The 23553-nt window shown below is 71.8% G+C and carries 27 protein-coding genes; 12 read left to right on the forward strand and 15 right to left on the reverse strand.

All coding sequences use genetic code 11. The annotated features are described in order from the left end of the window. The first annotated feature begins 47 nt into the window (after positions 1-47). The 3 genes from ABT078_RS14210 to ABT078_RS14220 are packed head-to-tail and all read left to right on the forward strand — an operon-like array spanning position 48 to position 2838. Positions 48-866 (forward strand): YndJ family protein, encoded by an 819-nt coding sequence (locus ABT078_RS14210; RefSeq protein ID WP_351227326.1) that lies wholly within the window; start codon positions 48-50, stop codon positions 864-866. Further along, positions 863-1438, forward strand: coding sequence for a DUF1990 domain-containing protein (locus ABT078_RS14215; protein WP_351227328.1), 576 nt, complete (start codon positions 863-865; stop codon positions 1436-1438). Before ABT078_RS14210 ends, ABT078_RS14215 begins: the two co-directional genes overlap by 4 nt. Further along, the gene (locus tag ABT078_RS14220; protein WP_351227330.1) at positions 1405-2838 is read left to right on the forward strand and encodes a lipase maturation factor family protein; all 1434 of its coding nucleotides are present in this window, start codon (positions 1405-1407) and stop codon (positions 2836-2838) included. The genes ABT078_RS14215 and ABT078_RS14220 overlap by 34 nt, the downstream gene beginning before the upstream one ends. Before the next feature lie 80 nt (positions 2839-2918). Here the strand turns inward: ABT078_RS14220 and ABT078_RS14225 are convergent, their stop codons facing one another. Beyond that, the gene (locus ABT078_RS14225; RefSeq protein WP_351227332.1) at positions 2919-3089 is read right to left on the reverse strand and encodes a hypothetical protein; all 171 of its coding nucleotides are present in this window, start codon (positions 3087-3089) and stop codon (positions 2919-2921) included. Positions 3090-3386: 297 nt separating this feature from the next. Then, positions 3387-4886 carry an SDR family NAD(P)-dependent oxidoreductase gene (locus ABT078_RS14230; RefSeq protein ID WP_351227334.1) on the reverse strand — a complete coding sequence of 500 codons (1500 nt, stop codon included), beginning with the start codon at positions 4884-4886 and terminating at the stop codon, positions 3387-3389. Positions 4887-5037: 151 nt separating this feature from the next. Between ABT078_RS14230 and ABT078_RS14235 the strand changes: the two genes are divergently transcribed. Next, complete coding sequence (locus ABT078_RS14235) at positions 5038-5877, forward strand: PP2C family protein-serine/threonine phosphatase (protein ID WP_351227336.1); 840 nt, start codon at positions 5038-5040, stop codon at positions 5875-5877. A 31-nt stretch (positions 5878-5908) separates the two neighbouring features. On the opposite strand, the gene glgC is transcribed toward ABT078_RS14235, so the two are convergent. Genes glgC through ABT078_RS14250 form a run of 3 tightly spaced genes read right to left on the reverse strand, consistent with a single transcriptional unit; the run spans position 5909 to position 9065 of the window. Beyond that, positions 5909-7126, reverse strand: coding sequence for a glucose-1-phosphate adenylyltransferase (gene glgC, locus ABT078_RS14240; protein ID WP_351227338.1), 1218 nt, complete (start codon positions 7124-7126; stop codon positions 5909-5911). A gap of 38 nt (positions 7127-7164) precedes the next feature. Further along, positions 7165-8331 carry a glycogen synthase gene (gene glgA / locus ABT078_RS14245; protein ID WP_351227340.1) on the reverse strand — a complete coding sequence of 389 codons (1167 nt, stop codon included), beginning with the start codon at positions 8329-8331 and terminating at the stop codon, positions 7165-7167. A 14-nt stretch (positions 8332-8345) separates the two neighbouring features. After that, positions 8346-9065: a (2Fe-2S)-binding protein gene (locus ABT078_RS14250; protein WP_351227342.1), complete on the reverse strand. Its 720-nt coding sequence runs from the start codon at positions 9063-9065 to the stop codon at positions 8346-8348. A 312-nt stretch (positions 9066-9377) separates the two neighbouring features. On the opposite strand from ABT078_RS14250, the gene ABT078_RS14255 reads away from it, so the two are divergent. Next, positions 9378-10346 carry a DMT family transporter gene (locus tag ABT078_RS14255; RefSeq protein ID WP_351227344.1) on the forward strand — a complete coding sequence of 323 codons (969 nt, stop codon included), beginning with the start codon at positions 9378-9380 and terminating at the stop codon, positions 10344-10346. On the opposite strand, the gene ABT078_RS14260 is transcribed toward ABT078_RS14255, so the two are convergent. After that, positions 10227-11492, reverse strand: coding sequence for a transglycosylase family protein (locus tag ABT078_RS14260; RefSeq protein WP_351227346.1), 1266 nt, complete (start codon positions 11490-11492; stop codon positions 10227-10229). The genes ABT078_RS14255 and ABT078_RS14260 overlap by 120 nt on opposite strands. Positions 11493-11752: 260 nt before the next feature. On the opposite strand from ABT078_RS14260, the gene gnd reads away from it, so the two are divergent. Further along, the gene (gene gnd, locus ABT078_RS14265) at positions 11753-13195 is read left to right on the forward strand and encodes an NADP-dependent phosphogluconate dehydrogenase (RefSeq protein ID WP_351227348.1); all 1443 of its coding nucleotides are present in this window, start codon (positions 11753-11755) and stop codon (positions 13193-13195) included. 224 nt (positions 13196-13419) lie between these two features. Here the strand turns inward: gnd and ABT078_RS14270 are convergent, their stop codons facing one another. After that, complete coding sequence (locus ABT078_RS14270; protein WP_351227350.1) at positions 13420-13623, reverse strand: hypothetical protein; 204 nt, start codon at positions 13621-13623, stop codon at positions 13420-13422. A gap of 244 nt (positions 13624-13867) precedes the next feature. After that, entirely contained in the window at positions 13868-14212 is a 345-nt protein-coding gene (locus tag ABT078_RS14275; RefSeq protein WP_351227352.1) for a GNAT family N-acetyltransferase, read from the reverse strand. A gap of 229 nt (positions 14213-14441) precedes the next feature. Between ABT078_RS14275 and ABT078_RS14280 the strand changes: the two genes are divergently transcribed. The 3 genes from ABT078_RS14280 (at position 14442) to ABT078_RS14290 (ending at position 15798) form a co-directional block, all read left to right on the forward strand. Then, positions 14442-14864 carry a DUF350 domain-containing protein gene (locus tag ABT078_RS14280; RefSeq protein WP_351227354.1) on the forward strand — a complete coding sequence of 141 codons (423 nt, stop codon included), beginning with the start codon at positions 14442-14444 and terminating at the stop codon, positions 14862-14864. Between the two features lie 178 nt (positions 14865-15042). After that, positions 15043-15237 carry a hypothetical protein gene (locus ABT078_RS14285; RefSeq protein ID WP_351227356.1) on the forward strand — a complete coding sequence of 65 codons (195 nt, stop codon included), beginning with the start codon at positions 15043-15045 and terminating at the stop codon, positions 15235-15237. 240 nt (positions 15238-15477) lie between these two features. After that, positions 15478-15798 (forward strand): DUF6381 family protein, encoded by a 321-nt coding sequence (locus tag ABT078_RS14290; protein WP_351227358.1) that lies wholly within the window; start codon positions 15478-15480, stop codon positions 15796-15798. A 9-nt stretch (positions 15799-15807) separates the two neighbouring features. Here the strand turns inward: ABT078_RS14290 and ABT078_RS14295 are convergent, their stop codons facing one another. Both ABT078_RS14295 and ABT078_RS14300 read right to left on the reverse strand, forming a co-directional pair. Then, positions 15808-16368 (reverse strand): ATP-binding protein, encoded by a 561-nt coding sequence (locus ABT078_RS14295; protein ID WP_351227360.1) that lies wholly within the window; start codon positions 16366-16368, stop codon positions 15808-15810. 2 nt (positions 16369-16370) lie between these two features. Beyond that, positions 16371-16769, reverse strand: a complete 399-nt coding sequence (locus tag ABT078_RS14300) for an STAS domain-containing protein (RefSeq protein WP_351227362.1) — start codon at positions 16767-16769, stop codon at positions 16371-16373. A gap of 160 nt (positions 16770-16929) precedes the next feature. On the opposite strand from ABT078_RS14300, the gene ABT078_RS14305 reads away from it, so the two are divergent. Then, the gene (locus tag ABT078_RS14305; protein ID WP_351227364.1) at positions 16930-17370 is read left to right on the forward strand and encodes a rho GDP-dissociation inhibitor; all 441 of its coding nucleotides are present in this window, start codon (positions 16930-16932) and stop codon (positions 17368-17370) included. A gap of 49 nt (positions 17371-17419) precedes the next feature. Here ABT078_RS14305 and ABT078_RS14310 read toward each other — a convergent pair whose 3' ends face one another. Beyond that, positions 17420-18409, reverse strand: coding sequence for a DMT family transporter (locus ABT078_RS14310; protein WP_351227366.1), 990 nt, complete (start codon positions 18407-18409; stop codon positions 17420-17422). A 149-nt stretch (positions 18410-18558) separates the two neighbouring features. Between ABT078_RS14310 and ABT078_RS14315 the strand changes: the two genes are divergently transcribed. After that, the gene (locus ABT078_RS14315) at positions 18559-19455 is read left to right on the forward strand and encodes a LysR family transcriptional regulator (protein WP_351227368.1); all 897 of its coding nucleotides are present in this window, start codon (positions 18559-18561) and stop codon (positions 19453-19455) included. 124 nt (positions 19456-19579) lie between these two features. After that, positions 19580-20038, forward strand: a complete 459-nt coding sequence (locus ABT078_RS14320) for a Crp/Fnr family transcriptional regulator (protein WP_351227370.1) — start codon at positions 19580-19582, stop codon at positions 20036-20038. Between the two features lie 53 nt (positions 20039-20091). Here ABT078_RS14320 and ABT078_RS14325 read toward each other — a convergent pair whose 3' ends face one another. From ABT078_RS14325 to ABT078_RS14340, 4 genes are all read right to left on the reverse strand, one after another. Then, positions 20092-20385, reverse strand: a complete 294-nt coding sequence (locus ABT078_RS14325; RefSeq protein WP_351227372.1) for a DUF1876 domain-containing protein — start codon at positions 20383-20385, stop codon at positions 20092-20094. Positions 20386-20486: 101 nt separating this feature from the next. After that, positions 20487-22154, reverse strand: a complete 1668-nt coding sequence (locus tag ABT078_RS14330; protein WP_351227374.1) for an acyl-CoA dehydrogenase family protein — start codon at positions 22152-22154, stop codon at positions 20487-20489. After that, positions 22144-22794: a TetR/AcrR family transcriptional regulator gene (locus ABT078_RS14335; RefSeq protein WP_351227376.1), complete on the reverse strand. Its 651-nt coding sequence runs from the start codon at positions 22792-22794 to the stop codon at positions 22144-22146. The genes ABT078_RS14330 and ABT078_RS14335 overlap by 11 nt, the downstream gene beginning before the upstream one ends. Before the next feature lie 176 nt (positions 22795-22970). After that, entirely contained in the window at positions 22971-23435 is a 465-nt protein-coding gene (locus tag ABT078_RS14340; protein ID WP_351227378.1) for a hypothetical protein, read from the reverse strand. Positions 23436-23553 lie beyond the last annotated feature (118 nt).

Here is a 23553-nt window from a genome sequence, read left to right on the forward strand (position 1 = left end):
CTAGACTCATCAACAGGAATTGAACATGTTCAAGCAGGGGGTGGGGTATGAACGCCCTGGTCAACGCGATCGTGATGCTGGGCATGCTGGTGATCGTCCCGGCAGGCCTCCGCCTCGTCGGGGGCCCTGAGACGGTGCTGCTGCGTCGGCTGTGGCCGCTGCCGGCCGCCGCCGGGGCCGTGGCCCTCTGGCTGCCGCGCGGACCCGTCGCCACGGCCCTGGCCTCGGCGTACGCGCTCGCCACCGTCACCCTCGCCCTGCACGCCCCGGCCAGGCTGCGGCGCACCCGCTCACTCTCGCCCGCCGAGATCGCCGTGCTCACCGCCCTCGCCACTCCCGCGGTCGCCGGTGTCGCCCTGGTCGCCGAGCGCTCCGGGCACCGCCTCTTCGGCTTCGACCTGGAGATCCTGGCGCTGACCGTGCCGCACTTCCACTTCGCGGGCTTCGCCGCGGCGCTGGTCACAGGCCTGGTGTGCGGGGCCGCCGACTCGCCGGCCGGCCGTTTCGCGGCGCTCAGCGTCCCGCTCGGCACGCTGCTCGTCCTCGGCGGCTACTTCGTCGGCGACCGGGCCGAACTGGCCGGGTCCCTCGTCCTGACCGCGGGCATGTGGGCCGTCGCCCTGCTGACCTGGCGCGATGTGCGCACAGGCAGCGCCGAACGGATGACGCGCGGACTTCTCGCGGTGTCTTCGGCCGTTCTGGTGGCGACGATGCTCCTCGCGCTGAGCTGGGCGGTGGGCGAGGCCACCGGTCTGCCGCACCCGAACCTCACCTGGATGGCCGCCACCCATGGTCTCGGCAACGCGCTGGGCTTCGCCCTCTGCTCCGTGCCGGCGTGGCACCGACTGAAGGAGATCACCGCATGAACACCACCGACGGGCTCAGCTACCGCGAGATCGGAGCGACCCGCCTCGGCCCTCTCCCGGACGGCTACCACCATCTTCACCACCGCACCCGCATCGGCCGCGGTCGCGCCGTCTTCGAGGCCGCCGGCAGCGCAGTCACCACCTGGCGCATGCACCGCGAGGCGGGCGCACGGGTGCGGGCCTCCTCGCCGCACGCCGAGCCGGGCACGGCCGTCGAGCTGTCCCTGGGCGCCGGGCCGCTGCGGTTCCGGGCCTCGTGCCAGGTGATCTGGACGGAGTACGAGGCGCTCCGCACCGGTTTCGCGTACGGCACCCGTGCCGGTCATCCGGAGTGCGGGGAGGAGTGCTTCGTCGTGGAGCTCGGGGACGATGGTTACGTCTGGTTCACCGTGCGGGCCTTCAGCAGGCCGGCCACCCGGTACACGCGGCTCGCCGGGCCCCTCGTACCGCTGCTGCAGCGTCTGTACGCCCGCAGGCTCGGCACCGTACTGCGGCGTATCGCGGCCCAGGCCGATACTGGAGGTACCGGAGGTCCGCGATGGAGTGGTTCACGGCACCCGACTACTGGCTGAGCAGGCTGGTCTTCCAGCGGGCGCTGGCCGTCATCTACCTCGTCGGCTTTCTGAGTGCCGCCCTCCAGTTCCGGGCGCTGATCGGGTCACGCGGGATGCTCCCGGTGCCCGGGTACGTGCGTCACGTGCCGATGCGGCGGGCGCCGAGCATCTTCCAACTCCACTACTCGGACCGGTTCTTCGCCTGCTGCGCCTGGGCGGGCGCGGTGCTGTCGGCGGCACTGGTGGGCGGAGCGGCCGACCGGCTGCCGCTGTGGACCGCGATGCTGTGGTGGGCCGTGTTGTGGGCGCTGTACCTGTCGATCGTCAATGTGGGGCAGACCTGGTACGCCTTCGGCTGGGAGTCGCTGCTGCTGGAAGCGGGATTCCTCGCGATCTTCCTCGGGAACGAACGCACCGCACCGCCCGTGCTGGTGCTGTGGCTGCTGCGCTGGCTGCTGTTCCGCGTGGAGTTCGGCGCGGGTCTGATCAAGATTCGCGGCGACGAGTGCTGGCGCAGGCTGACCTGCCTCTACTTCCACCATGAGACACAGCCCATGCCGGGCCCGCTGAGCTGGTTCTTCCACCATCTGCCGGGACCGCTCCACCGGGCCGAGGCCGCGGCCAACCACGTCACCCAACTGGTGGTCCCGGTGCTCCTGTTCGCCCCTCGGCCGGTCGCGAGCGCAGCCGCCGGTGCGATCGTGCTCACCCAGCTGTGGCTCGTGCTGTCCGGCAACTTCTCCTGGCTGAACTGGCTGACGATCGCCCTGGCACTGTCCGCCATCGACGGCTCCCTGGTCACCGGGCCGCATCCGCTGCCCGCCCCGCCGCTCTGGTACGCGGTCGTCGTCATCGCCGTGACCGTCATGGTGCTGGTCCTCAGCTACCACCCGGTGCGCAATCTGCTCTCCCGGCGCCAGGCGATGAACCGCTCCTTCGACCCGCTGCACCTGGTCAACACCTACGGCGCGTTCGGCACCGTCGGGCGGGTGAGGTTCGAGGTCGTCGTGGAGGGCACGGACGAACCGGTGCTGCGCCCCGGCACGGTCTGGCGGGAGTACGCGTTCCATGGCAAACCCGGCGACATCCGACGACTGCCGCGCCAGTTCGCCCCGTACCATCTGCGCCTGGACTGGCTGATGTGGTTCGCGGCACTTTCGCCCGCGTACGCCCGACCCTGGTTCGGCGCCTTCGTCGAGCGACTGCTCGACAACGACCGCGACACGCTCAGGCTGCTGCGCAGCAACCCGTTCCCCGACGCACCGCCGGTGTTCGTCCGCGCCCGGCTCTATCACTACGAGTTCACGAGCTGGAGGCAGCTGCGGGCCACCGGCGCCTGGTGGCAACGGCGCTATCTGCGGGACTTCCTGCCGCCGAGCCGGCTGAGCACGACGGACATATCTGCCGAAAGAGTGTAAACAGTGAGCAAAAAGGATGTAAACAACCTCGTACCCCCCGGCCCGCCGCGGGCCAGGGGGTACGTCATCCAGCAACCGGATCAGTCGATGCCTTGCAGGATGTGCGGTTCCTCGAGGTCGTCCTCGTATCCGGCGAGGCGGATGGGTGCGGACCTGGCCCAGACTTCGAGGCTGCCGATTTCGTCGGGCCTGCCGGCCCGTTCGCCGCGTTCTGCCGGTCGCTGGTCCTGCTTCGTCACTTCAGTTGTCACCGCGCACTCCTCGTGTGTCGCGTAACAGGGGGACAAGGGCAATTCGGTCGCGGTGGCGCCGTTTCCAGGCGGGATCGCGGCCGTGGTTGTGGGCCTGGTCCCAGGACGGTCGAGGGGTTTCGTGGGCCCTCGGTGGCCGTCCGCTGGACACCAGCCTAACCAAATGAGCACCCCTGCGCTCGATGGGGCTCGTCACATCGAGGATTTTTGTACAGGAAAACCCTCAGAAATGACGGCCCATCGGGTACAGGAAACCCCCGGACGGCCCTGCGCGCCCGGGGGTTGCGGCCGAACGGGTTACCAGTTGGCCGGTGCGTAGTCCTTGAGGAAGCAGCCGTACAGGTCCTCGCCGTCCTCGCCGCGCACGATCGGGTCGTAGACGCGGGCGGCTCCGTCGACGAGGTCGAGAGGGGCGTGGAAGCCCTCGGCCGCGAGCCGGACCTTGTCCGGGTGCGGGCGCTCGTCGGTGATCCAGCCGGTGTCGACGGCGGTCATCAGGATGCCGTGGCTCTCGAACATCTCCTGGGCGCTGGTGCGGGTCAGCATGTTCAGCGCGGCCTTGGCCATGTTGGTGTGCGGGTGGCCCGCACCCTTGTAGCCACGGCTGAAGACACCCTCCATGGCGGAGACGTTCACGACGTACTTGCGCTTCGCGGGCGACGCGGCCATCGCCGGGCGCAGCCGGCTGATGAGGATGAACGGCGCGGTCGAGTTGCACAGCTGCACCTCGAGCAGCTCGACCGGGTCGACCTCGGAGACGGTCTGGATCCAGCTGTTGGTGTCGTGCAGATCGGGGACGAGGCCGCCGGCGTCGATGGCGGTGCCCGCCTCGATCCGGGCGAGCGACGCCGAGCCGGAGACCAGCGCGAGCTCGGTGACGTCCTGGGCAGTGAGCCCTTCCGACCGGGGCCCGGGCAGGGCGGCCATCCGGTCCACGGTGCCGCTGCCGAAGGTGCCGATCACCTGCGCGGCGGGCAGCTCACCGGCGGGCAGCGGGGCGCCCTCGGCGGCGACGAGCTCGCTGTACGCCTGCGGGGAGCGGCGCACGGTCTGCGCGGCGTTGTTGATCAGGATGTCGAGCGGGCCCTCGGCGGCGACCGAGTCGGCGAGCGCGACGACCTGCGCGGGGTCGCGCAGATCGATGCCGACGATCTTGAGGCGGTGGATCCACTCATGACTGTCCGGCATCGCCTTGAAGCGGCGGATCGCATCGTTCGGGAATCGCGTGGTGATCGTGGTGTGGGCACCGTCACGCAGGAGCCGCAGCGCGATGTACATGCCGATCTTGGCCCGGCCGCCGGTGAGCAGTGCCCGCCGGCCGGTGAGGTCGGTGCGGGCGTCGCGGCGGGTCCGGCTCTCGGCGGCGCACTTCTGGCAGAGCTGGTGGTAGAAGGCGTCGACCTCGACGTACCGGCTCTTGCAGATGTAGCAGGACCTCGGGCGCTGGAGTATGCCCGCGACCTCGCCGACCACGGAGGACGACGGCAGCAGTCCCTGCGTCTCGTCGTCGATGCGCTCGGCGGAGCCGGTGGCGGTGGCCTCGGTGACCGACCTGTCGTGGGCGGTCTTGGCGGCGCGGCGCTCCTGGCGGCGGCGCTGCTTCACGGTCCGGTAGATGCCGGCCGTGGCCCGGCGGACCGCGATCGCGTCGGGGTGGTCGACCTCGAGGCTGTCGAGCTCCTCGAGAACGCTCAGGCAGACGGCCAGGCGTTCCGGGTCGATGCCCGGCCCGTACTCCTGGTCCGGTGCCTGGTCCCGCCCGCACTCCTGGCCAGGGCCGTCCTGTGTCACCGTCATCGCCGCTGCCGTTCCGTTCGCTGTGTCGCGTGAAGTTTCCAAAAGCGGAACTTTACGTCAGTCGGGGGAGCCGACGCCAAACCGTCTCGTTGCGGACCGTTCCCGGTCGGAGCTGGAGGCGGCTTCCGGAGCATGACAAGATCCCTCATCGATGACTGGGATCACAGGCTGTGTCCTGTGCGGCGGAACGGTCGCCCCCGACGGCCACTGCTGGCATTGCGGCGAGGCGCAGCCGGCTTTCCGCTCGCATGTGGAGATCACGACGGACGACGGCGCGGCAGGAGTGAGCGACCGCGGCAAGCGGCACGGCATCAACGCCGACGCCATGGCCCTGACCAGGACGGGCATGTGGACGATCGGTGTCGTCTGCGACGGCGTGTCCATGTCCCCGCGGGGCGAGCGAGCCGCCCGGGTCGCGGCCGAGGTGGGCGTGACCGCCCTGGCGGAGCGGCTGCGCGCGGGCGCCGTGCCGGAGGTCGCCCTCGACGAGGCCGCTGTCCGTGCAGGCCGCGCGGTCGCCGCCTTGGCCGCGTCGGTGGACGCGGCACCGGCGTGCACGTACGTCGCCGGCATCGCCGGCCCGGAGGGCATCTGGAGCGCCTGGGTCGGCGACAGCCGTGCCCACTGGCTGCCGGACGAGGGGCCGGGGACGGCGCTGACCGAGGACGACACGGGCGAGCACGAGGCTCTCGCCGCATGGCTGGGCGCCGACGCCGGCGAACCTGCTCCGCGCATCCGGAGCTACCGGCCGCCGGGGCCCGGCCGCCTGCTGCTGTGCACCGACGGGCTGTGGCGCTCTCTGCCGGACACCGACACGCTGCGGGGCGTGCTGGCCCGGCGCAGACGCGCACCGGCGGGCGGTGGCGGGCTGCTGGAGGATGCGCGGGCGCTGGTGGATCACGCCCTGGACGCCGGCGGCCACGACAACATCACCGCGCTGCTCATCCCCGTCGCGCCCGCCACGCCCGGCACGCCCGCAGGGCGAGCGTGATCGGGGTGACCGGCTCCGTGGGCGGCGGGAGTCACAGCACGGGTTGCCCCTTCCCGAGTGCGATCACCCCGCCCTTCGACACCGTGTAGAGCTCCTGGTCCCGCTCGGGGTTGACGCCGATCGTCGCGCCGGGCGGGACGTTCACGTTCTTGTCGAGGACGGCGCCGCGCACCACCGCCCCGCGTCCGATGCGGACGTTGTCGTGCAGGACGGAGCCCTGGACGACCGCGCCCGGCTCGACCGTCACGCCGGGTGAGAGGACGGAGCGGGTGACCTGGCCGCGGATCACACAGCCGGGGCTGACGACCGACTCGCTCGCGATCCCGCCCGCGCAGAATCTCGCGGGCGGCAGCTGCCCCGGGTGGGTGTAGATGGGCCAGCGGCGGTTCTCGAGGCTGAAGACGGGCTGGTCGGCGAGGAGATCCATGTGGGCTTCGTAGTACGAGTCGAGGGTGCCCACATCGCGCCAGTAGCCGTGCTCGACGGGGCTCTCCCCCGGCACGTGGTTGCTGTCGAAGTCGTAGAGCTGCGCCGTCCCGCGCTCGGTGAGCATCGGGAGGATCGAGCCGCCCATGTCGTGGACGGAGTGCGGGTCCTCGGCGTCCCGGTGGAGTGCGTCGATCAGCACCTTGGTGGTGAAGACGTAGTTGCCCATCGAGGCGAAGACCCGTCCCGGGTCGCCGGGAAGCCCCGGTGGATCGGCCGGCTTCTCCAGGAAGCGCTCCACACGGGCGCCGTCCGACGCCGGGCTGATGACCCCGAACGACGAGGCGTCGGCGCGCGGCACCCTGATCCCGGCGACGGTGACTCCCGCTCCGCTCTCGATGTGCTGCTTCAGCATGTGGCGCGGGTCCATGCGGTAGACGTGGTCGGCGCCGAACACCACGATGTGGTCCGGCTGTTCGTCGTGGACCAGGTTGAGGGACTGCAGGATGGCGTCCGCGCTGCCGAGGTACCAGCGCGGGCCGAGCCGCTGCTGCGCCGGCACGGGTGTCACGTAGTTGCCGAGGAGGCTGGACATCCGCCAGGTGGTGGTGACGTGGCGGTCCAGCGAGTGCGACTTGTACTGGGTCAGCACGCAGATCCGCAGGATGTCCCCGTTGACCAGGTTGGACAGGACGAAGTCCACGAGCCGGTACGTGCCGCCGAAGGTGACCGCGGGTTTCGCCCGGTCGGCGGTGAGGGGCATCAGCCGTTTGCCCTCGCCGCCCGCCAGGACGATTCCGAGCACCGAAGGTCCACCGCGCATCGCGCCCCCTCACGCCGTCACGCCGTCGGCATCCGCCGTCAGCTCGCCTTGAGCGTCTCCTCGTACACGTCGTACGTGCGCCGGGCCACCTGGTCCCAGCCGAACTCGCGGACGGCGCGCTCCCGTCCCGCCTCGCCCATCCGCCGTGCGGTGGCGGGGTCGTCGAGCACCCGGTTGAGGGCCTCGGTGAGCCCGTTCTCGAAGTCGCGCGGATGCCGGGGTTCGTAGGGTACGAGCAGCCCGGTCAGCCCGTCGTCGACGACCTCCGGGATGCCGCCGACGGCCGATGCGACGACCGCGGTGCCGCAGGCCATCGCCTCCAGGTTGACGATGCCGAGCGGCTCGTACACGGACGGGCAGACGAACACGGCGGCATGGCTGAGGAGTTGGACCACGTCCGCTCGCTGCAGCATGTCGGGGATCCAGTGCACGCCGTCGCGCGCCCGGCCGAGCTCCTCGACGAGCTCCCGGAACTCGGCGCCGATCTCCGGGGTGTCCGGTGCTCCTGCGCACAGGACGAGCTGGGCACCGGGGTCGAGCGCGCGGGCGGCGCGCAGCAGATGCGGGACGCCCTTCTGGCGGGTGATGCGGCCGACGAAGAGGACGAACGGGCGGTCGGGGTCGATGCCGGCGCGCCGCAGCACGTCCGTGCCGGGGTCGGGGCGGTAGAGACCGGTGTCGATGCCGTTGTGCACGACATGGACCCTGGCCGGATCGAGGGCGGGATAGCAGTCCAGGATGTCGGCACGCATCCCGTGGGAGACGGCGATGACGGCGTCCGCCGCCTCGATCGCGGTCCGCTCGGCCCAGCCCGACAGGGCGTACCCGCCGCCGAGCTGCTCGGCCTTCCAGGGCCGCAGCGGCTCCAGCGAATGCGCGGTGACGACGTGCGGGATGCCGTACAGCAGCTTCGCGAGGTGTCCTGCGAGGTTCGCGTACCAGGTGTGGGAGTGGACCAGCTCGCGGCCCGCGAGCGCGGCGGCCATCGACAGATCGACGGAGAAGGTGCGCAGCGCGTCGTTCGCGCCGTCGAGCCCGGCGAGCGCGGCGTGGCGTACGACACCGCCGGCGGCAGCGCTCTCGCCCCAGGCGTGCACGTCGAGGTCGGTCAGGGCCCGTAACTCCCGGGCGAGGAACTCCACATGGACTCCTGCGCCGCCGTAGACATCCGGCGGATACTCGCGCGTCAGCAGTCCCACCCTCATACGTTGATGGTCACTCAGATGCGGCCGGTGCGGAAGACCTCCGGCACGCCCGCCTGGCGTTTCGGCGGGCGGTCGAAGACGCAGTCGCCGCACAGCCCGCCGCCGGGAACGCGGTAGTAGAGGCAGCACGTGGTTCTGCGCAGCGCCGGGCCGTGCACGGTGCCGGAGAGATCGGGGTGGTCCAGCAGCCCGGCGGTGAGGTCCGCGGCGCGCCTGGCGGTCTCGGGGCGGCCCTGGGCCCGGGCCCAGCGGGTCAGCTCGCGCAGCGCTCCGGCGAGTGCCGAGCCCGCGTTGCCCCACAGCAGCCGGGGCGAGATCCGCACGTCGCGGCGGATCGCGTCGGCGAGGGGCACGAGATGGCCGTGGTGGACGGCCTCGCGGATGGCCTCGACGGTGCCGGGCAGGGGCCGTGCCCGCGTCCAGCGGAGGTCGTCGGGCGCGGGGAGGTCCGGGTCCCAGTGCAGGGCCGCGGCCGCCGGGTCGGGGAACTCGCCGTACAGTGCGGCCGGGCCGAGCGCCGTGGACCAGAGCCGGGCCGCGAGCCCCAGATGCGCGATGGAGGCGGCGACCCGGCGCTCAGGGGTGCGCAGCCGGTCCGCGACCCGGTCGACGCGGGCGGTCAGCGGCGCGAGGTCTCCCGCGTACAGGCGGGCGAGGGGCAGGTGCCCGGTGCCGGGCTCACCGGTCCGCACCGCGAAGTACCCCCCGACGGACGCCGACTCGTCCCAGTCCATCCGCTCCCCGCCTCGATGCAGCTGTCCGTTCCAGGTCCCCTTGCCATGTCACGTTGCCATGTCACCTTGCCACGCCATCCTTCACAGCCGCCGGGCAGGACGGTCCGCGGCCCGGTCCGGACCTCGACCTGGACGCCGGAGTGCACTGATTCGATCGCATTTGGCACTGATCTGACGGATAAGGACTGGAAAGTCGCTCGGATTCAGGGCGCGGCGTTGTATTCCCGTAATCGTGTACTCCGTCGGCAGTACGACCAATTGCCTGCTCAAGGACGACGACGGGGGCGGTCCGCCGGGGAGATCGTGGAGACCATGAGCTCCCTCGCACTCTCCGTGCTGCTGTCACTGGTCTCGGCGGTCGCCTACGCGGCCGCGGCGATCGTGCAGGAGCGCGTGGCCGCCGGCGCGTCCGGCAGGCCCTACGCCCTGCTGAGCAACGCCGGGTGGTGGACCGCCGTCGGTCTGAACGGAGTGGGCGGGCTGCTGCATGTGATCGCCCTCGCGTACGGACCACTGAGCCTCGTGCAGCCGCTCGGTGCGCTGACCATCGTCTTCGCGCTGCCCATGGCCGCGGTGTTCGTACGGCGCGGGGCCGGCGCTGCCGCGTGGCGGGGCGCGCTCATGGCGACGGCGGGGCTCGCCGGGCTGCTGGCGCTCATCGGACCCGCGGACTCCCGTGCGCCGGGCGGCGCGGGGCGGCTGGTGCTGGCCGCGGTCGCGTTCGGGGCGATTGCCGCGGTGCTCCTCGCCGCGCACCCGGTGCACCGTCCCGTGGTGCGCGGCGTGGTGCTGGCGGGAGGTGCGGGAGTCGCCTTCGGGGTCGCTTCGGTCTTCACCAAGATCGCCGCGGAGGATCTGACGGAGCTGCCCGGCGGCGCGGTGACCGAGCTTCTGCCGGCTCTGCTGGTGATCGCGGGCCTGGCCGCGGCGGGACTTCTGCTGTCGCAGGCGTCGTACCGGGGTGCGGGCCTGGCCGCGCCGCTGGCGACCGTGACCGTGGTGAATCCTGTCGTCGCCGCGGCGGTCGGCGTCACCCTCTTCGGCGAGGGTTTCCGGTACGGCGCGACGGGCACGGCTCTGGCCGTGGGGTGCGCGGCGGTTGCCGCCGCGGGGCTGGTGCTGCTCACCAGGGAACAGCCCCGCAGGACGGCGGCCGATGCCTCAGATCGTGACGCCGCGCGCCCTGAGGTAGGCGAGCGGATCGACATCGGAGCCGTACCCGGGCCCCGTGCGCACCTCGAAGTGGAGATGCGGTCCGGAGCTGTTGCCGGTGGATCCTGAACGCGCGATCCGCTGCCCGCTCCCGACCTGCTGGCCCTCGCGCACCGTGATGGCCGAGAGATGCGCGTACTGGCTGTACCTGCCGTCGGTGTGCCGGATGACGATCTCGTAGCCGTACGCGCCGGCCCAGCCCGCCGAGACGACCCGGCCGGGGGCGACGGCCTTGACGGAGGTGCCGGTGGGCACGGGGAAGTCCACGCCCGTGTGGTAGCCGCTGCTCCAGGCCGAACCGGCCTTGCGGTAGGGGGTGCCGGGGCCCGCGGCGACAGGAGCGGCATAGCCGCCGGTACGGGTGGCCGGGCGCTCGGCCCGCTCACTCCGCTCCTCGGCCCGCTGCTGCTTCTTCCGCTCCTGCTGCTTCTGCTGCTCCTGTGCCCTCTGCTTCTGCTGCGCCGACCGCTGGTCGGGGGCGGGCTTCGCTTCGGTCCGGGACGTCGGCGGCCGGGAGGTCGCGGGGCTCTCCGGCCGTGCGGGAGTCGCCCGGCGCGGTGCCACCGCGCTCTGCGTACGCAGCCGCTGGCCCGGGAGGATGAGGTCGGGGTCGTCGCCGACGACGGTCCGGTTCGCCTTGTAGAGCGCCTGCCAGCCGCCCCTGACCCGCTGCGTCTCGGCGATCCCGGAGAGCGTGTCGCCTCGGGCCACCGTGTACATCTCGCGCTGGGTGGGGACAGTGGTCGGAGTGGCGGCCGGGGCCGGCTGCTGCTGGGCACGGACGGCCTCGGCCTTCGTCTCGCCCCGGCGCTCCGGGGTGATGCCGGGCGCGTCGCCCCCGCGGGCGAGTCCCGCCCCTACGGAACAGTTCGGCCAGGCGCGCGGCCCCTGCCCCTCGAGCACCTTCTCGGCGACGGCGATCTGCTGGTCCTTGGTGGCGAGGTCGGCGCGCGGGGCGTAGTCCCTGCCGCCGTACTCCTCCCACGTGGACTGGCTGAACTGGAGGCCGCCGTAATAGCCGTTGCCGGTGTTGATCCGCCAGTTGTTCGTGGACTCGCAGGCCGCGACCTTGTCCCAGACGTCCACGGACGCGGCGTCGGCGGTGCCTGCGCCGATCAGCGGCAGGGCGATGCCCGCACCCCCGGCGGTGACGGTGAGCGATGCCCGGTTGATACGGCTCGGCTGGTAGCGACGGTGTCGTCCGCGAACGGCCATGGTCCCCCCTTGAACGCATCAGCAGCCGTCAAAGTTAGGGGCTGGGAACAGGCCGTGACAAGGGTCGTGGAGGAGGCGCCACGTCGCACGCGCGAACCGCCGTGAGCCGTCGTGAGCCCGCCGCGAGTCGCCGCGAGCCTCCGTCCGGGAATCATGCGCCGCTCGGGCGACTTGAGCCCCCATGAACGCGGTGCACCTCGGGCCCGTATCCATACTGGCCACAGGGAGGGGCACTTCCGACCGACTCCAGGAGCACACGCATGAGTGGTACCGCCCAGATCGGCGTCACCGGCCTCGCGGTGATGGGCCGAAATCTCGCCCGCAATTTCGCACGCAACGGCTTCACGGTCGCTGTGCACAACCGGACCGCCGCCAGGACGCGCGAGTTGGTCGAGGCGTTCGGCGGCGAAGGCTCCTTCGTGCCGGCCGAACGCCCCGAGGAGTTCGTCGCAGCACTGGAGCGGCCACGCCGTCTGGTCATCATGGTCAAGGCGGGCGATCCGACGGACGCCGTGATCGAGGAGTTCGCCCCGCTGTTGGAGCCGGGCGACGTCATCATCGACGGCGGCAACGCGCACTTCGCGGACACCCGGCGCCGCGAGCGCGAACTGCGCGAGCGCGGAATCCACTTCGTGGGTGTGGGCATCTCGGGCGGCGAGGAGGGCGCGCTGCACGGGCCGAGCATCATGCCTGGCGGCTCGCAGGAGTCGTACGCCTCGCTCGGTCCGCTGCTCGAGAAGATCGCCGCGAAGGCCCCGGACGGCACGCCCTGCACCACGCACATCGGCCCCGACGGCGCGGGCCACTTCGTGAAGATGGTGCACAACGGCATCGAGTACGCGGACATGCAGCTGATCGCGGAGGCGTACCACCTGCTGCGCTCGGTCGCCGGCTACTCCCCAACGAAGATCGCGGAGACGTTCAGAGGCTGGAACACGGGCCGGCTCGACTCGTATCTGATCGAGATCACGGCCGAGGTGCTGGCGCATACGGACGCGGCCACCGGGAAGCCCTTCGTCGACATCGTCGCCGACCGGGCCGAGCAGAAGGGCACCGGCCGCTGGACCGTGCAGATCGCGCTGGACCTGGGGGTGCCGGTCTCCGGCATCGCGGAGGCGGTCTTCGCCCGGTCGCTCTCCGGGCACGCCGATCTGCGGGAGGCCTCACGCGACCTTCCCGGGCCGGTGCCGCAGCCGCTCGGCGAGGAGGAGGCCGCGCGCTTCGCCGACCAGGTCGAGCAGGCCCTCTACGCGTCGAAGATCGTGTCGTACACGCAGGGCTTTCACCAGATCCAGGCCGGCAGCGACGCCTACGACTGGAACATCGACCTGGGGGCGGTGGCCTCGATCTGGCGGGCGGGCTGCATCATCCGGGCGGCGTTCCTGGACCGGATCCGCGCCGCCTACGACACGCAGCCCGACCTTCCGAGCCTGCTGTCGGACAAGCAGTTCGCCGAGGAGATCGGCGCGGCTCAGAACGACTGGCGTGCGGTGGTGGCGGCCGCCGCACGCCAGGGCGTGCCGACGCCCGGCTTCTCGGCGGCGCTGGCGTACTACGACGCGCTGCGCGCGCGGCGGCTGCCCGCGGCGCTGACCCAGGGCCAGCGTGACTTCTTCGGCGCGCACACGTACCGGCGGACCGACCGCGACGGGTCGTTCCACACGCTGTGGGGTGGCGACCGGTCGGAGGAGCGCACCGGCTGAGCCCGCTCAGCCGGGCGGGCTCGGCGACGGTTCCGGCTCCGGCACCGGGGCCGGGGCCGGCGGCTCCGGAACCGGTCCCGGGGCCGGACCGGGCGGCGGCTCCGGCGGGGGTACGGGGGTGGGGGGCCCCGGTCCCGGTCCCAGGGGGTCCGGTGGCGGAGTCGGGATGGGAGGTGCGGGAGGGGGCTGCGGCTGGGTCATGAGGGGCTCCCGGGGTCGTGGGGCTATGGCTCCAGGTTCTCGCCTTGCGGGTGCCCACGCGCGGCGGATCCAGTCGTCGGCGCGCCCCGGCCGCGGCAGGTGGCGAGGCCGGGGCGCGGGCTGGAGAGCACGGGAAGGGCCGTCGTGGCGCGGTCGGCGGCACCGGCCATGGACGCCTGGACCGGCGCGATCACGGCGTGGCGTACGCCGTCGACGGCCGCCGCCACGGCGTCCGGATGTCCGTCCCGGCGCCGGCCGCGAACAACTCCAAGGCACCGTCGACCAGCTGGGTACGAATCCGCGGCCTGACTGCGCTCCCCACGCTTCGTCGCCGATCAGCGCGATGGTGGGCTCCAGCGTGCTCGCGAGGCCGCGATGGGCGCGGGGGGACGAGCAGCCGGCGGCGCGGAGCCGACGGGCGAAGGCTCGACGGAGCAGGGTCGACGAACGCAGGGTCGGCGGGCAGCGTCGTCACATACCCGGGTGTTCCACAGCCAGCCTCCGCTCCGCCGCGCTCACCAGCTCGGCAGATGGCACGGGCGCCTCGTCGGGGTGGCGCTGCGCCCACTTCGCGGCGTACTGGCAGAGCGGCACGACGGGGACGCCTTCGCGCGCGGCGATCGAGTAGAACTCCCGGACCAGCGAGCCGGCCACGCCCTTGCCCTCGTGCTCGGGCTCCACGACCGTGTGCACCGCGACGAGCGCCGCGGGCTCGCCGCTCATCCTGAAGTAGGCGATGTGTCCGGCGAACACGCCGTCCTCGTAGGCCTCCAGCCGGCCCTTGTCCCGGTCGTCGCGGAGCTCGCGATCTGCCATGACCATCTCCTCGGTCGGATCACCTCGATGCCAGGGCCTGCCACGGAAACCAGGCACGGTGCCATTCTCCGACCGCTCTCCGTCCGCTGCCGCGCCGCCCGAGTGGCGGGGTGGGGGCGAGGAGTGGCGGAGCCCGGGCCAGGAGTGCCCTGGGGTGCGCGCAGGCCGTGCGATACATTTTGCCGCGCCTTGACCACGATCATTATTAGACACGGAGACTGGCTTCTCAATGACGGACATAGTCAACGGACTTGGCCGGGCCACCGCCTACGGTGCCCTCGGCGTGGTCCTGCTGATTCTCGGCATCGTCCTGGTGGACGTGCTGACGCCCGGCAAGCTCGGCCGGCAGATCTGGGAGGAGCGCAACCGCAACGCGGCGCTCCTGCTGAGCTCCGCACTCCTCGGCATCGGCGGCATCGTCTTCACGTCGATCTGGACGACGTACGACGACTTCGGCAAGGGCCTCGCCTCGACGGCCGCCTTCGGTGTGCTGGGGCTCGTGCTCATGGCCGTGGCGTTCCTGATCGTGGACCTGGTCACGCCGGGGAAGCTGGGGGAGACGCTGGTCGAGCCGGAGCCGCACCCGGCGGTGTGGGTGACGGCGTCGTGCAATCTCGCGGTGGCGGCGATCGTCTCGGCATCGATCGCCTGAGCAGGCCGTACGGGTCGCCGACGGCAGACGACGGGCCGGAGTGTCGCGACACCGCGATACCCGGCCCGTCGCCGTGTCCGCACGCACCGTATCCGCACACACGTCCGAGCTGCACGTCAGGCGATACGGGTTGATGCTGGTAGTCAGCCACTCGACATCGGATCGCCCGGAGGCACAGATGAGTCAGGACAAGACCGAAGAGCCGGAGAGCAGGCGGGCGCCGTTGCGGATCTGGACCGGATCGGAACGCCCCTTCGACCCCGAGGACCTGGTGATGGCGTCCGGCCGCGAGCCGACGCCGGCGAACCTGGAACGCGCCCGCAAGGAGATAGAGGAGAAGGGCGCAGCGGCGCTGGAGCGCTACCTGCCCTGACGGGCTCCCGCTGTCCGTGCCGCCCGTCGGGTCGGAGGCGGCGGCACCGGGCGGCAGCTTTCGCGGCTCGTCGAAGCCGCCCCGACAGCAAGGCCCGAACGGCCAACCAGCTGTACGGGATCCGCTTTTCGGCGCTTCGGGGGTGAAAGTCGGCCGTGACCCGTCACGCAGAGCAATGACATGTGATGCGCGTGTGACCCTGTCGTGTTTGCCTGTCACATGGCCCCGGAAGGAGGAGCCATGGCGACAGCAGGTGAACCCTTCAGGACGCCCGAGCAGCTCCGGGTGATGGCCGAGGAGCTGACCCGCGGCGCGGAGCGCTGCAACGATCCCGAGCACCGGGCGCGCCTGCGCCGCAAGGCCGAGCAGTTGCGCGACGAGTGCGAGAACACCGGCACACGCACCGGCGACAGCCGCGGTGGCAGTGAGGACGGCGACGGCGCATCGGCCCCCGGCACGCGCACCGGCGACAGCCGCGGTGGCGGTGAGGACGGCGACGGCGCATCGGCCCCTGACACGCGAGCACGCCGTCCACGGCCGGACCGGAAGCGCGGCGCCTGACAGCGCGGCCTACACGCGGCGAGGCGCCGCGATCTCCGCCCACACCGTCTTGCCGGTGCCGTGCGGAGCGGAGCCCCAGGCGCGGGCGAGCCGCCCGAGGACGACGAGGCCATGGCCTCCGGGTACGGCCGGGTCCGCATGTGGGCGGGGGTGGGGAGGCACGGGGCTCGCGTCGGTGACCTCGATCCGGAGCCGCTCGGACGTGCAGTGGAGCACCAGTTCCTCCGGACCGCCGGCGTGCAGACAGGCGTTGGTGACCAGCTCGGAGACGACCATGAGCACGTCCTCGGTGACGGCCCTCCGCTCGTCCGTCGCGTGCCCCTCGTCCCACTCCCACGCCTCGTCGAACTCCCAGGCCTCGTCGGACTCCCAGGCCTCGTCGAACTCGTGCACCTCGCCGGCCGGGACGTGGTTCCAGGCGTACGCATCGTCGTCCATGCCGCCGTCCGGGAGCCACCCCCAGTCCGCGAGCGCGGCCTGGCTGAAGGCACGGCAGCGCCCCACGGCCCCCCGAGCCCCGGAGAGTACGAGTTTCCGGGTCTCACCCTGCGCCGGAAGTGCCGCGCTCACTGCTACTCCTGCCGGGGCTCCGCCAAGGCCTCACCGAGGCTCGCGTACCGGTGAAAGACCGCTCCGGCGCCCGTGATGGCCAGCATCCGCGCAACTTGGGGCCGCAGCGCCGCCAGCTCGATGCGAGCACCGGTCTCTTTCGCCGCGAGGCGGGCCCGCAGCAGCAGGTTCAAGCCTGTGGAGTCACAGAACAGCAGCTCGGAGCAGTCGACCAGGATCCGTCGCGCGCCGCCCGCGAGGGTGTCGTCCAGGGCCGTGCGCAGCGGTTCGGCCGTGTCGTGGTCGAGCTCGCCCGTGACCGCGACCACCATGACGCCCGGCTCGGGCCCCGGCCGTACGTCGACGGCGAGGCCGCCGCCTTCGCCGGTGTTCCCCGGCCATCCGTCCCGTGCTGACCCCATGCCCGGTTCTCCTGGTCCGTCCGGCCCCCCGGTGACACACCCGACTATGACACCGCCACCGGCTCCCCGCTCCCGCCCGTCGGCGGCCGTGCCACGCTCCGATGACTAGGCTGACATACGGGCCCTTCCTCCTCATGAGCGGCGAAAGCTGGCGTACGCGATGAACTCACCCCGTGATTTCGAGCTGGTTGCTGTGACGATCCAGGTGGACGGGCGTCCCGACATCCCCGTACCGCTGCCTCCCGAGAGCCCGGGCGACCCGGACGGCGAACTGCCGCAGGTGGCTCCGCTCACGCTGAGGGCAGGCACGGAGTTCCGGACGCGACTGGCGTTCACCGTCCGCTCCAAGCACGACATCGAAGGGCTCCGGTACATCGACGAGCGCAGCAGGCAGGGGGTGACCATGACCCACCGGGAGACCCTGCTGGGTGACTACCGGAGCGGTGGCCCGTACGAGATCGTCCTCCCGGCGGAGCATCTGCCGACCGGCCATCTGGCGCGAGACGTGTACGAGGTCACCGGCACGTTCGTCGACAAGGAAGGCAAGGAGCTCGGGCGGGAGACCCACCACTTCGAGATCATCAAGGACTGGCCGCACTGAGACCGGGCGCCGGTGACGGTGTCCTCGCATCGCGGCGCGCGTCACCGCGTCACCGCCGCTGGTCACCGCGACGACCGCCGCCGGTCACCGCGTCACCGCCGCGCGTCGCCTTCGCGTCACCGCCGCCGGTCACCGCGTCACCGCCGCGCGTCATGGCGACGCCGACGAGGACGACGACCATGCCGGCGACGACCCGGAAGCCGATCTGCTCGTCGAGCACGAAGGCCCCGAGCGCCACCGAGACGACCGGCAGCAGATAGCCCACGGTGGCGGCGCTGGTCGCACCCTCGTCGGCGATCAGGCGGTAGTTGAGGTGGAACGTGAGCCCCGTGCCGAAGATCCCGAGGACGGTGACGGCGATCAGGGCGGTCACGTCGGGGCGTACCGCAGTGAGTCCGCCCCCGGCGGGCAGCGCGAGCGCGCCGAGGGCGCTCGCGCTGGCGAGCTGGGCGGCGGAGAGCGCGAAGGGCGCGGTGCCCCTGCCGGTGAGATGCCTGCCCATGTAGGCGAACGCGACGGCATAGCTGGCCGCGGCCGCGAGAAGGGCGAAGGCGCCCCAGCCGATCAGTCCGCTCCGCTGCCAGGGCGCGAAGATCAGCAGTGTGCCGGCAAAGCCGAGCAGGAGTCCAGCCAGGCGGAACGGGCGCAGCGCGCGCCCGCGTTCCGTGCCGATCGCGATGCCGATCAGCAGCGACCACAGCGGAGTTGTCGCGTTGAGCACGCCTGCCACGCCCGAGTCGACGGTCTGCTCGCCGATGCCGAAGAGGAGGAAGGGCAGTGCGTTGCAGAAGAAGGCGGCCACGACGAGATGGCCCCACGTCGCCCGGTCGCGGGGCAGTCGCTGCCGCGCCGACCAGGCCAGGACGAGCAGGACGGCCGCGCCGAGCACACAGCGTGCGACGGTGATCTGGAGCGGCGTCAGGCCGTGGTTCAGGGCCAGTTTGATCCACAGGAAGCCGGATCCCCAGAGCAGGGCGAGCACGCCCATCCGCACCGCTGTCCCCCGCCCGCCGCCGCTCGTTCCGTGGCCGCTCGCCATGAGCTCACTCCCCTGCCCGCTGATGCACGCCGGTGCACGCCGATGCCCGTCGATGCCCGTCGATGCCCGTCGCACCCTCAGGCAACGGTCACGCACCGAACTCGACAGGACAAGTGAAATGTTCTGCATAGAGGATTAACCTGTACTACATGCTTGATGTGAGACGGATGCAGGTTCTGCGAGCTGTCGTCAGCAGTGGCTCGGTGACGGCGGCGGCCACCCGCCTGGGGTACACGCCGTCCGCCGTCAGCCAGCAGGTGGCGGCCCTGGAGAAGGAAGCGGGCATGGCGTTGCTCGAACGGGTTGGCCGGGGCGTCCGGCCCACCACGGCCGGACTGCTGCTCACCGAGCACGCCGCCGCGATCAGCCGGCAGGTCGCGGAGGCGGAGACGGCGCTGGCCGATCTGCGCGAGGGGCGTACGGGCCGGCTGTCCGTCCGTTACTTCGCCACGGCCGGCGCACCGCTCGTGGCGCCCGCGCTCGCCCGGCTGCGCCGCGACCACCCGGGCGTGCAGGTCGACCTGAAGCTCATCGACCCCGACGACCCCCTGCCGGAGGTCAAGGAGTGCCGGGCCGATGTGGCCCTCGTCGTCCGAGCGCACGACCGGTCCGTCGACGGCGTGCGGCTGGAGCATCTGCTGGACGATCCGTACCGTGCCGTCCTGCCCAAGGGCCATCCGCTCGCCGCGAAGCGCGTGCTCGACCTCGCCGATCTCGCCGATGAGCCCTGGGTGGGCAGCGAGTGGCCGGGGCCCTGTCTCGACGCCGTGCTCGACGCATGCTCCGCCGCCGGTTTCGGCCCGGGGTTCGTCGTGGAGAGCGAGGATCACGCCACGGCTCAGGGGTTCGTCGCGGCCGGTCTCGGCATCAGTCTGATCCCGCTGATCGGGCTGCGGAACCCCCATCCCGGCGTGGTCGTGCGCAAGGTGCGGCGACCGGAGCCGGTGCGGGTCATCCACGCGGCCGTACGGGATTCGGCGCCGGCCGAGCCCGCGCTGCGCGTCCTGCTCGACGCGCTCAGGGACGCGGCGGCCGCCGCCACGTAGCGCCGGGACGCAACGTCAGCGGAAGGTGGTGCGGGCACCTTCTCCGGCCGGTCCTGAGCACCGCACACCGCGTTCCGCCGTGCGACGCTTGAGATGAGCCGGCGCGCGGAACGGAGGCCTCCTGATGAACTCTTCCATACGTATGACAGCCGCCCTCTCGGCCGAGCATCGCGCCCGGCTGCTGGAGATCGCCGAAGAGGTCAAGTTTGCCGAGGGTGCCACGGTCTTCGAGGAGGGCCATCGGGCCGACCGCTTCTGGATCATCAGGTCCGGCACGGTCACCCTGCACATGCCGCTGCCGGAGCGGCGCCCGGCCGTGATCGAGGACCTCGGCTTCGGTGAACTCGTGGGCTGGTCATGGCTGTTCCCGCCGTACATGTGGCAGCTGAGCGCCGAGGCGATGACGCCGGTCCGCGCACAGGAGTTCGACGCGCTGACGGTACGCATGATGATGGACGCCGACCCGAGGCTCGGTTCGGCGATCGGGCAGTGGGTCGGCAGAGTGCTCGCACACCGGCTCCATGCGACGCGCGTCCGTCTGCTGGATCTGTACGCGCCGCACGGCAGCGGCTCCACGCTCTGATCTCTGCGGAGCTCCGCCCCTCTGCGACCTCTGCCTGGCGGCCCGGACCGGCTCTACGTCGCGGCCTCGGGCCAGCCGTACGGGATGAGCCCGCCCTCCGGTCCTGCCCCGACACTCTCGAGGTCGCGGTTCGCGACCCGCATCAGCTGGGTCGCGAGGTCCTTCATGGCACGGCTCGCCGCGAGTTCGTCGCCGATCTCCGGGACGTCCACGTCCTGGGGGTTGCACCGGGCAACGCCCTGGCCGGTGTAGGTCGTGGTGCCGGTGTCCAGAACGGCCCTGGCCCTCGTCGTACCGTCCTCCTCGACGAGGACGACGCCGACCTGCCACTCCAGCGTCCGCGTCATGGCGTACCTCCTCACCCGCTCCCCGTGCGGGCCTTGCGGCGCCGCGCGGGGTCCTGTCTTCAGGATCCCTCCGCACGGCGCCGTCCGCGTCCCGAGCCGGCTCAGGCTCCCGCGCCCGCGCCGGGGACGCGGGCGATGATCCCCGCCCGGTCGGCCCCAGTCGGCAGCGTCCCGAAGGCGAGCCCCTGATCCCCGCCCAGCCGGGAGGCGCAGAACGCGTCGGCGACGGCGGCCGGGGCGTGGCGGACGAGGAGCGAGCCCTGGAGCACCAGCGCCATCCGCTCGACGAGCCACCGGGCGCGCAGCTCCGCGTCCTCACCCGGCCGCAGCTCGTCGCGGAGCCGCCGCCAGGCGCCGTCGAGCCGGGAGTCCGCCCCGGCGGCGGCCGTGATCTCGGCGCCGAAGGCCTCCAGCGACTCCGGCTCGCGCGTCAGCGCACGCAGGACGTCCAGGGCTCCGACATTGCCCGAACCCTCCCAGATGCCGTTGAGCGGTGCGTCCCGGTAGAGCCTCGGCATGCCGGACTCCTCGACGTAGCCGTTGCCGCCCAGGCACTCCAGCGCCTCCGCGACCATCGCCGGCTGGCGCTTGCACACCCAGTACTTGGCGACGGCCGTGGCCAGGCGCAGGAAGCTCCGCTCCTGGTCGTCGCCGCGCTGCGCCCGGTCGACCGCGCCCGCGACGCGCAGCGCCAGTGTCGTCGCGGCCTCGGACTCGATGCCGAGATCGGCGACGACGTTGCGCATCAGGGGCTGGTCGAGGAGTTTCACGCCGAACGCCGAGCGGTGGCGCACATGGTGGGCGGCGTGCGTGAGCGCGGTTCGCATGCCGGAGGCGGAGCTGAGGATGCAGTCCAGCCGGGTCATGGTGACCATCTCGATGATGGTCCTGACTCCGCGGCCCTCGGGTCCGACCAGCCATGCCACGGTGTCGTCGAACTCCGGCTCGCTGCTGGCGTTTCCACGGTTGCCGAGCTTGTCCTTGAGTCGCTGGATCCGGAAGGTGTTGCGGCTGCCGTCCGGGAGGACGCGGGGCACGAGGAAGCACGACAGGCCGCCTCGCCCCTGGGAGGGGGAAGCCTGGGCGAGGACGAGGAACAGGTCGTTCATCGGCGCGCTCGTGAACCATTTGTGGCCGCGCAGCCGCCAGGTGCCGTCCGGCTGCGGGACGGCGATCGTGGTGTTGGCGCGCACGTCCGAGCCGCCCTGCTTCTCGGTCATGCCCATTCCGGCCAGCAGTCCCCGTTTGCTCTCGGGGGCGCGCAGCCCCGGGTCGTACACCCGGCCGGTGAGCAGCGGCTCGTACGCGGCCGCCAGCTCCGGGGCGTGCCGCAGGGCCGGGACGACGGCGTAGGTCATGGACACCGGGCACAGATGACTTTGATCGGTGAAACCCCACACCATCAGCCCGGCCGCGCGCGCGACATGGGCGCCGGGCTTGTCCTCCGCCCAGGGTGTGCCGCCCAGGCCTTCGCGGATGGCCACGTCCATGAGCGCGTGGTAGGAGGGGTGGAAGTCGACCTCGTCGATGCGGTTCCCGTACCGGTCATGGGTGCGCAGCACCGGCTCGTACCGGTTGGCCTCGTCGCCCCAGCGCCGCGCCTCCTCCGAGCCGGCGAGCCGCCCCAGGCGGTGCAGGTCCTCCTCGTACCACTCGGCGCCCTCGTTCCGTACGCCCTCCAGCAGCACCGGGTCGTCCGCCACGTCGTGTCCCGCGAGGGGCGGCACCTGGTTGGTCACCTCGTGGGTACGTACGGGATCACTGCGCATCGGAGTCCTCCAACTCACGGGGCGGCGCGGCGGGCAGGGCGCCCGCACAGCGCAGGGACATGGCGGCGAGCTCGGCGACCAGTCGGTCGCCGTCGGAGCCCTCGGCGGGCCCGGACAGCGGATCGACCAGCACCTCGCCGATGGCGCCGGTGAGCGCCGCCGCGGTGACCTCCGGGTCCTGCTCGGGCAGCAGCCCGGCGGCGATGCCCTCCCGGACCACCTCGGCGAACATGCCGCGATAGCGCCGCCGGAACTCCAGCCGCTCGGTCTCGACGGCGGGCTCCGACGGCGCGGCGAGCAGGGCGTACGCCACTCCCCGGCTCTCCAGGGCGCGTCGCGCGAAGACGGTCACGCCGTGCGCGAGCCGCTCGACCGGATCGCCGTCGCTGTCGCGCAGCACCTCACCGAGCACGTCGGCCTCCCGCCCTGCGGCGCGGCGGAACACCTCGACGGCGAGCGCCGCCTTCGACGGGAAGTGCTGATAGACCGAGCCGACCGACATGCCGGCCGCCGCGGCCACCGCGGTCACGGATGCCTGCGCCCAGCCCACTTCGGCGACGACGGTGATCGCCTCGTCCACGAGCCGGTCACGGGCGGCGGTCAGCCGGTCCCGCACCGCGGGGGTCTTGCGATAGGCCATGAAAGAAGTGAACCACCGTTCAGTCCTTCACGCCAGGGCTCGCCTGCCTTTCGCCCCCGACCCGAACCGGACCGCCCACCTGATTTCACCGGCGAGGGCCCCGACGGCTCGTCACAGGAAACGGGCCCGGAGAGATCCGGGCCCGTTTCCTGATGCGCGGCATCACCGCTCAGCGCTCACCGGCCTCCACCACGACCGCCGCCGCCACCGCCGCCGTCACCCCCGCCTCCACCGCGACCGCCACCGTCACCCCCGCGACCGCCGCCGTCACCGCCGCCTCCACCGCGATCCCCGCCATCGCCACCTCGGCCGTTGTCGCCGTAGCCGTTGCCACCGCGGCCGTTGTCGCCGTCGCCACCGCGGCCGTTGTCGTCGTAGTAGTAGCCGCGGTCGTCGTAGTACCCGTAGTAACCGCGGTCGTCGTAGTACCCGTAGTAACCGCGGTCGTCGTAGTACCCGTAGTAGCCGCGGTCGTCGTAGTAGCCGCCGTAGTCACCGCAGTAATAGCGGTAGTCGCGGTAGTCCCAGCCGCTGTAGAACCACTCGGAGCACCTGTAGTCGTCCCTGAAGTCACTCGTCGAGGCCTGAGCTCCACCGACGGGCATCACGCCGATGGCCAGCCCTGCGGCCGCTGCGGACATTGCGGCTACTATCCTGCGACGCATTTCCATGCACCTCCGAGCAATCGGGTGCAAATCACACTTTCAGACTATTTCCACCCTCCTCTCACCTTGGCGCCATGTCAAAGAGAGGAGGGGA

Source organism: Streptomyces sp. NPDC002133 (genome assembly GCF_040296405.1).
In the GTDB taxonomy this organism is placed as follows: Bacteria; Actinomycetota; Actinomycetes; order Streptomycetales; family Streptomycetaceae; genus Streptomyces.

Coding starts and splice junctions, on each gene's coding strand:
- ABT078_RS14300 (WP_351227362.1), bottom strand. CDS start 16,769: ATGGGGTCAGCACGGGACGGATGGCCGGGGAACACCGGCGAAGGCGGC.
- ABT078_RS14325 (WP_351227372.1), bottom strand. CDS start 20,385: ATGACGCGGACGCTGGAGTGGCAGGTCGGCGTCGTCCTCGTCGAGGAG.
- ABT078_RS14230 (WP_351227334.1), bottom strand. CDS start 4,886: ATGACGGTGACACAGGACGGCCCTGGCCAGGAGTGCGGGCGGGACCAG.
- ABT078_RS14250 (WP_351227342.1), bottom strand. CDS start 9,065: ATGGACTGGGACGAGTCGGCGTCCGTCGGGGGGTACTTCGCGGTGCGG.
- gnd (WP_351227348.1), top strand. CDS start 11,753: ATGAGTGGTACCGCCCAGATCGGCGTCACCGGCCTCGCGGTGATGGGC.
- ABT078_RS14290 (WP_351227358.1), top strand. CDS start 15,478: ATGGCGACAGCAGGTGAACCCTTCAGGACGCCCGAGCAGCTCCGGGTG.
- ABT078_RS14310 (WP_351227366.1), bottom strand. CDS start 18,409: ATGGCGAGCGGCCACGGAACGAGCGGCGGCGGGCGGGGGACAGCGGTG.
- ABT078_RS14220 (WP_351227330.1), top strand. CDS start 1,405: ATGGAGTGGTTCACGGCACCCGACTACTGGCTGAGCAGGCTGGTCTTC.
- glgA (WP_351227340.1), bottom strand. CDS start 8,331: ATGAGGGTGGGACTGCTGACGCGCGAGTATCCGCCGGATGTCTACGGC.
- ABT078_RS14305 (WP_351227364.1), top strand. CDS start 16,930: ATGAACTCACCCCGTGATTTCGAGCTGGTTGCTGTGACGATCCAGGTG.
- ABT078_RS14315 (WP_351227368.1), top strand. CDS start 18,559: ATGCTTGATGTGAGACGGATGCAGGTTCTGCGAGCTGTCGTCAGCAGT.
- ABT078_RS14235 (WP_351227336.1), top strand. CDS start 5,038: ATGACTGGGATCACAGGCTGTGTCCTGTGCGGCGGAACGGTCGCCCCC.
- ABT078_RS14215 (WP_351227328.1), top strand. CDS start 863: ATGAACACCACCGACGGGCTCAGCTACCGCGAGATCGGAGCGACCCGC.
- ABT078_RS14210 (WP_351227326.1), top strand. CDS start 48: ATGAACGCCCTGGTCAACGCGATCGTGATGCTGGGCATGCTGGTGATC.
- ABT078_RS14255 (WP_351227344.1), top strand. CDS start 9,378: ATGAGCTCCCTCGCACTCTCCGTGCTGCTGTCACTGGTCTCGGCGGTC.
- ABT078_RS14330 (WP_351227374.1), bottom strand. CDS start 22,154: ATGCGCAGTGATCCCGTACGTACCCACGAGGTGACCAACCAGGTGCCG.
- ABT078_RS14285 (WP_351227356.1), top strand. CDS start 15,043: ATGAGTCAGGACAAGACCGAAGAGCCGGAGAGCAGGCGGGCGCCGTTG.
- ABT078_RS14260 (WP_351227346.1), bottom strand. CDS start 11,492: ATGGCCGTTCGCGGACGACACCGTCGCTACCAGCCGAGCCGTATCAAC.
- glgC (WP_351227338.1), bottom strand. CDS start 7,126: ATGCGCGGTGGACCTTCGGTGCTCGGAATCGTCCTGGCGGGCGGCGAG.
- ABT078_RS14275 (WP_351227352.1), bottom strand. CDS start 14,212: ATGGCAGATCGCGAGCTCCGCGACGACCGGGACAAGGGCCGGCTGGAG.
- ABT078_RS14335 (WP_351227376.1), bottom strand. CDS start 22,794: ATGGCCTATCGCAAGACCCCCGCGGTGCGGGACCGGCTGACCGCCGCC.
- ABT078_RS14340 (WP_351227378.1), bottom strand. CDS start 23,435: ATGTCCGCAGCGGCCGCAGGGCTGGCCATCGGCGTGATGCCCGTCGGT.
- ABT078_RS14320 (WP_351227370.1), top strand. CDS start 19,580: ATGAACTCTTCCATACGTATGACAGCCGCCCTCTCGGCCGAGCATCGC.
- ABT078_RS14280 (WP_351227354.1), top strand. CDS start 14,442: ATGACGGACATAGTCAACGGACTTGGCCGGGCCACCGCCTACGGTGCC.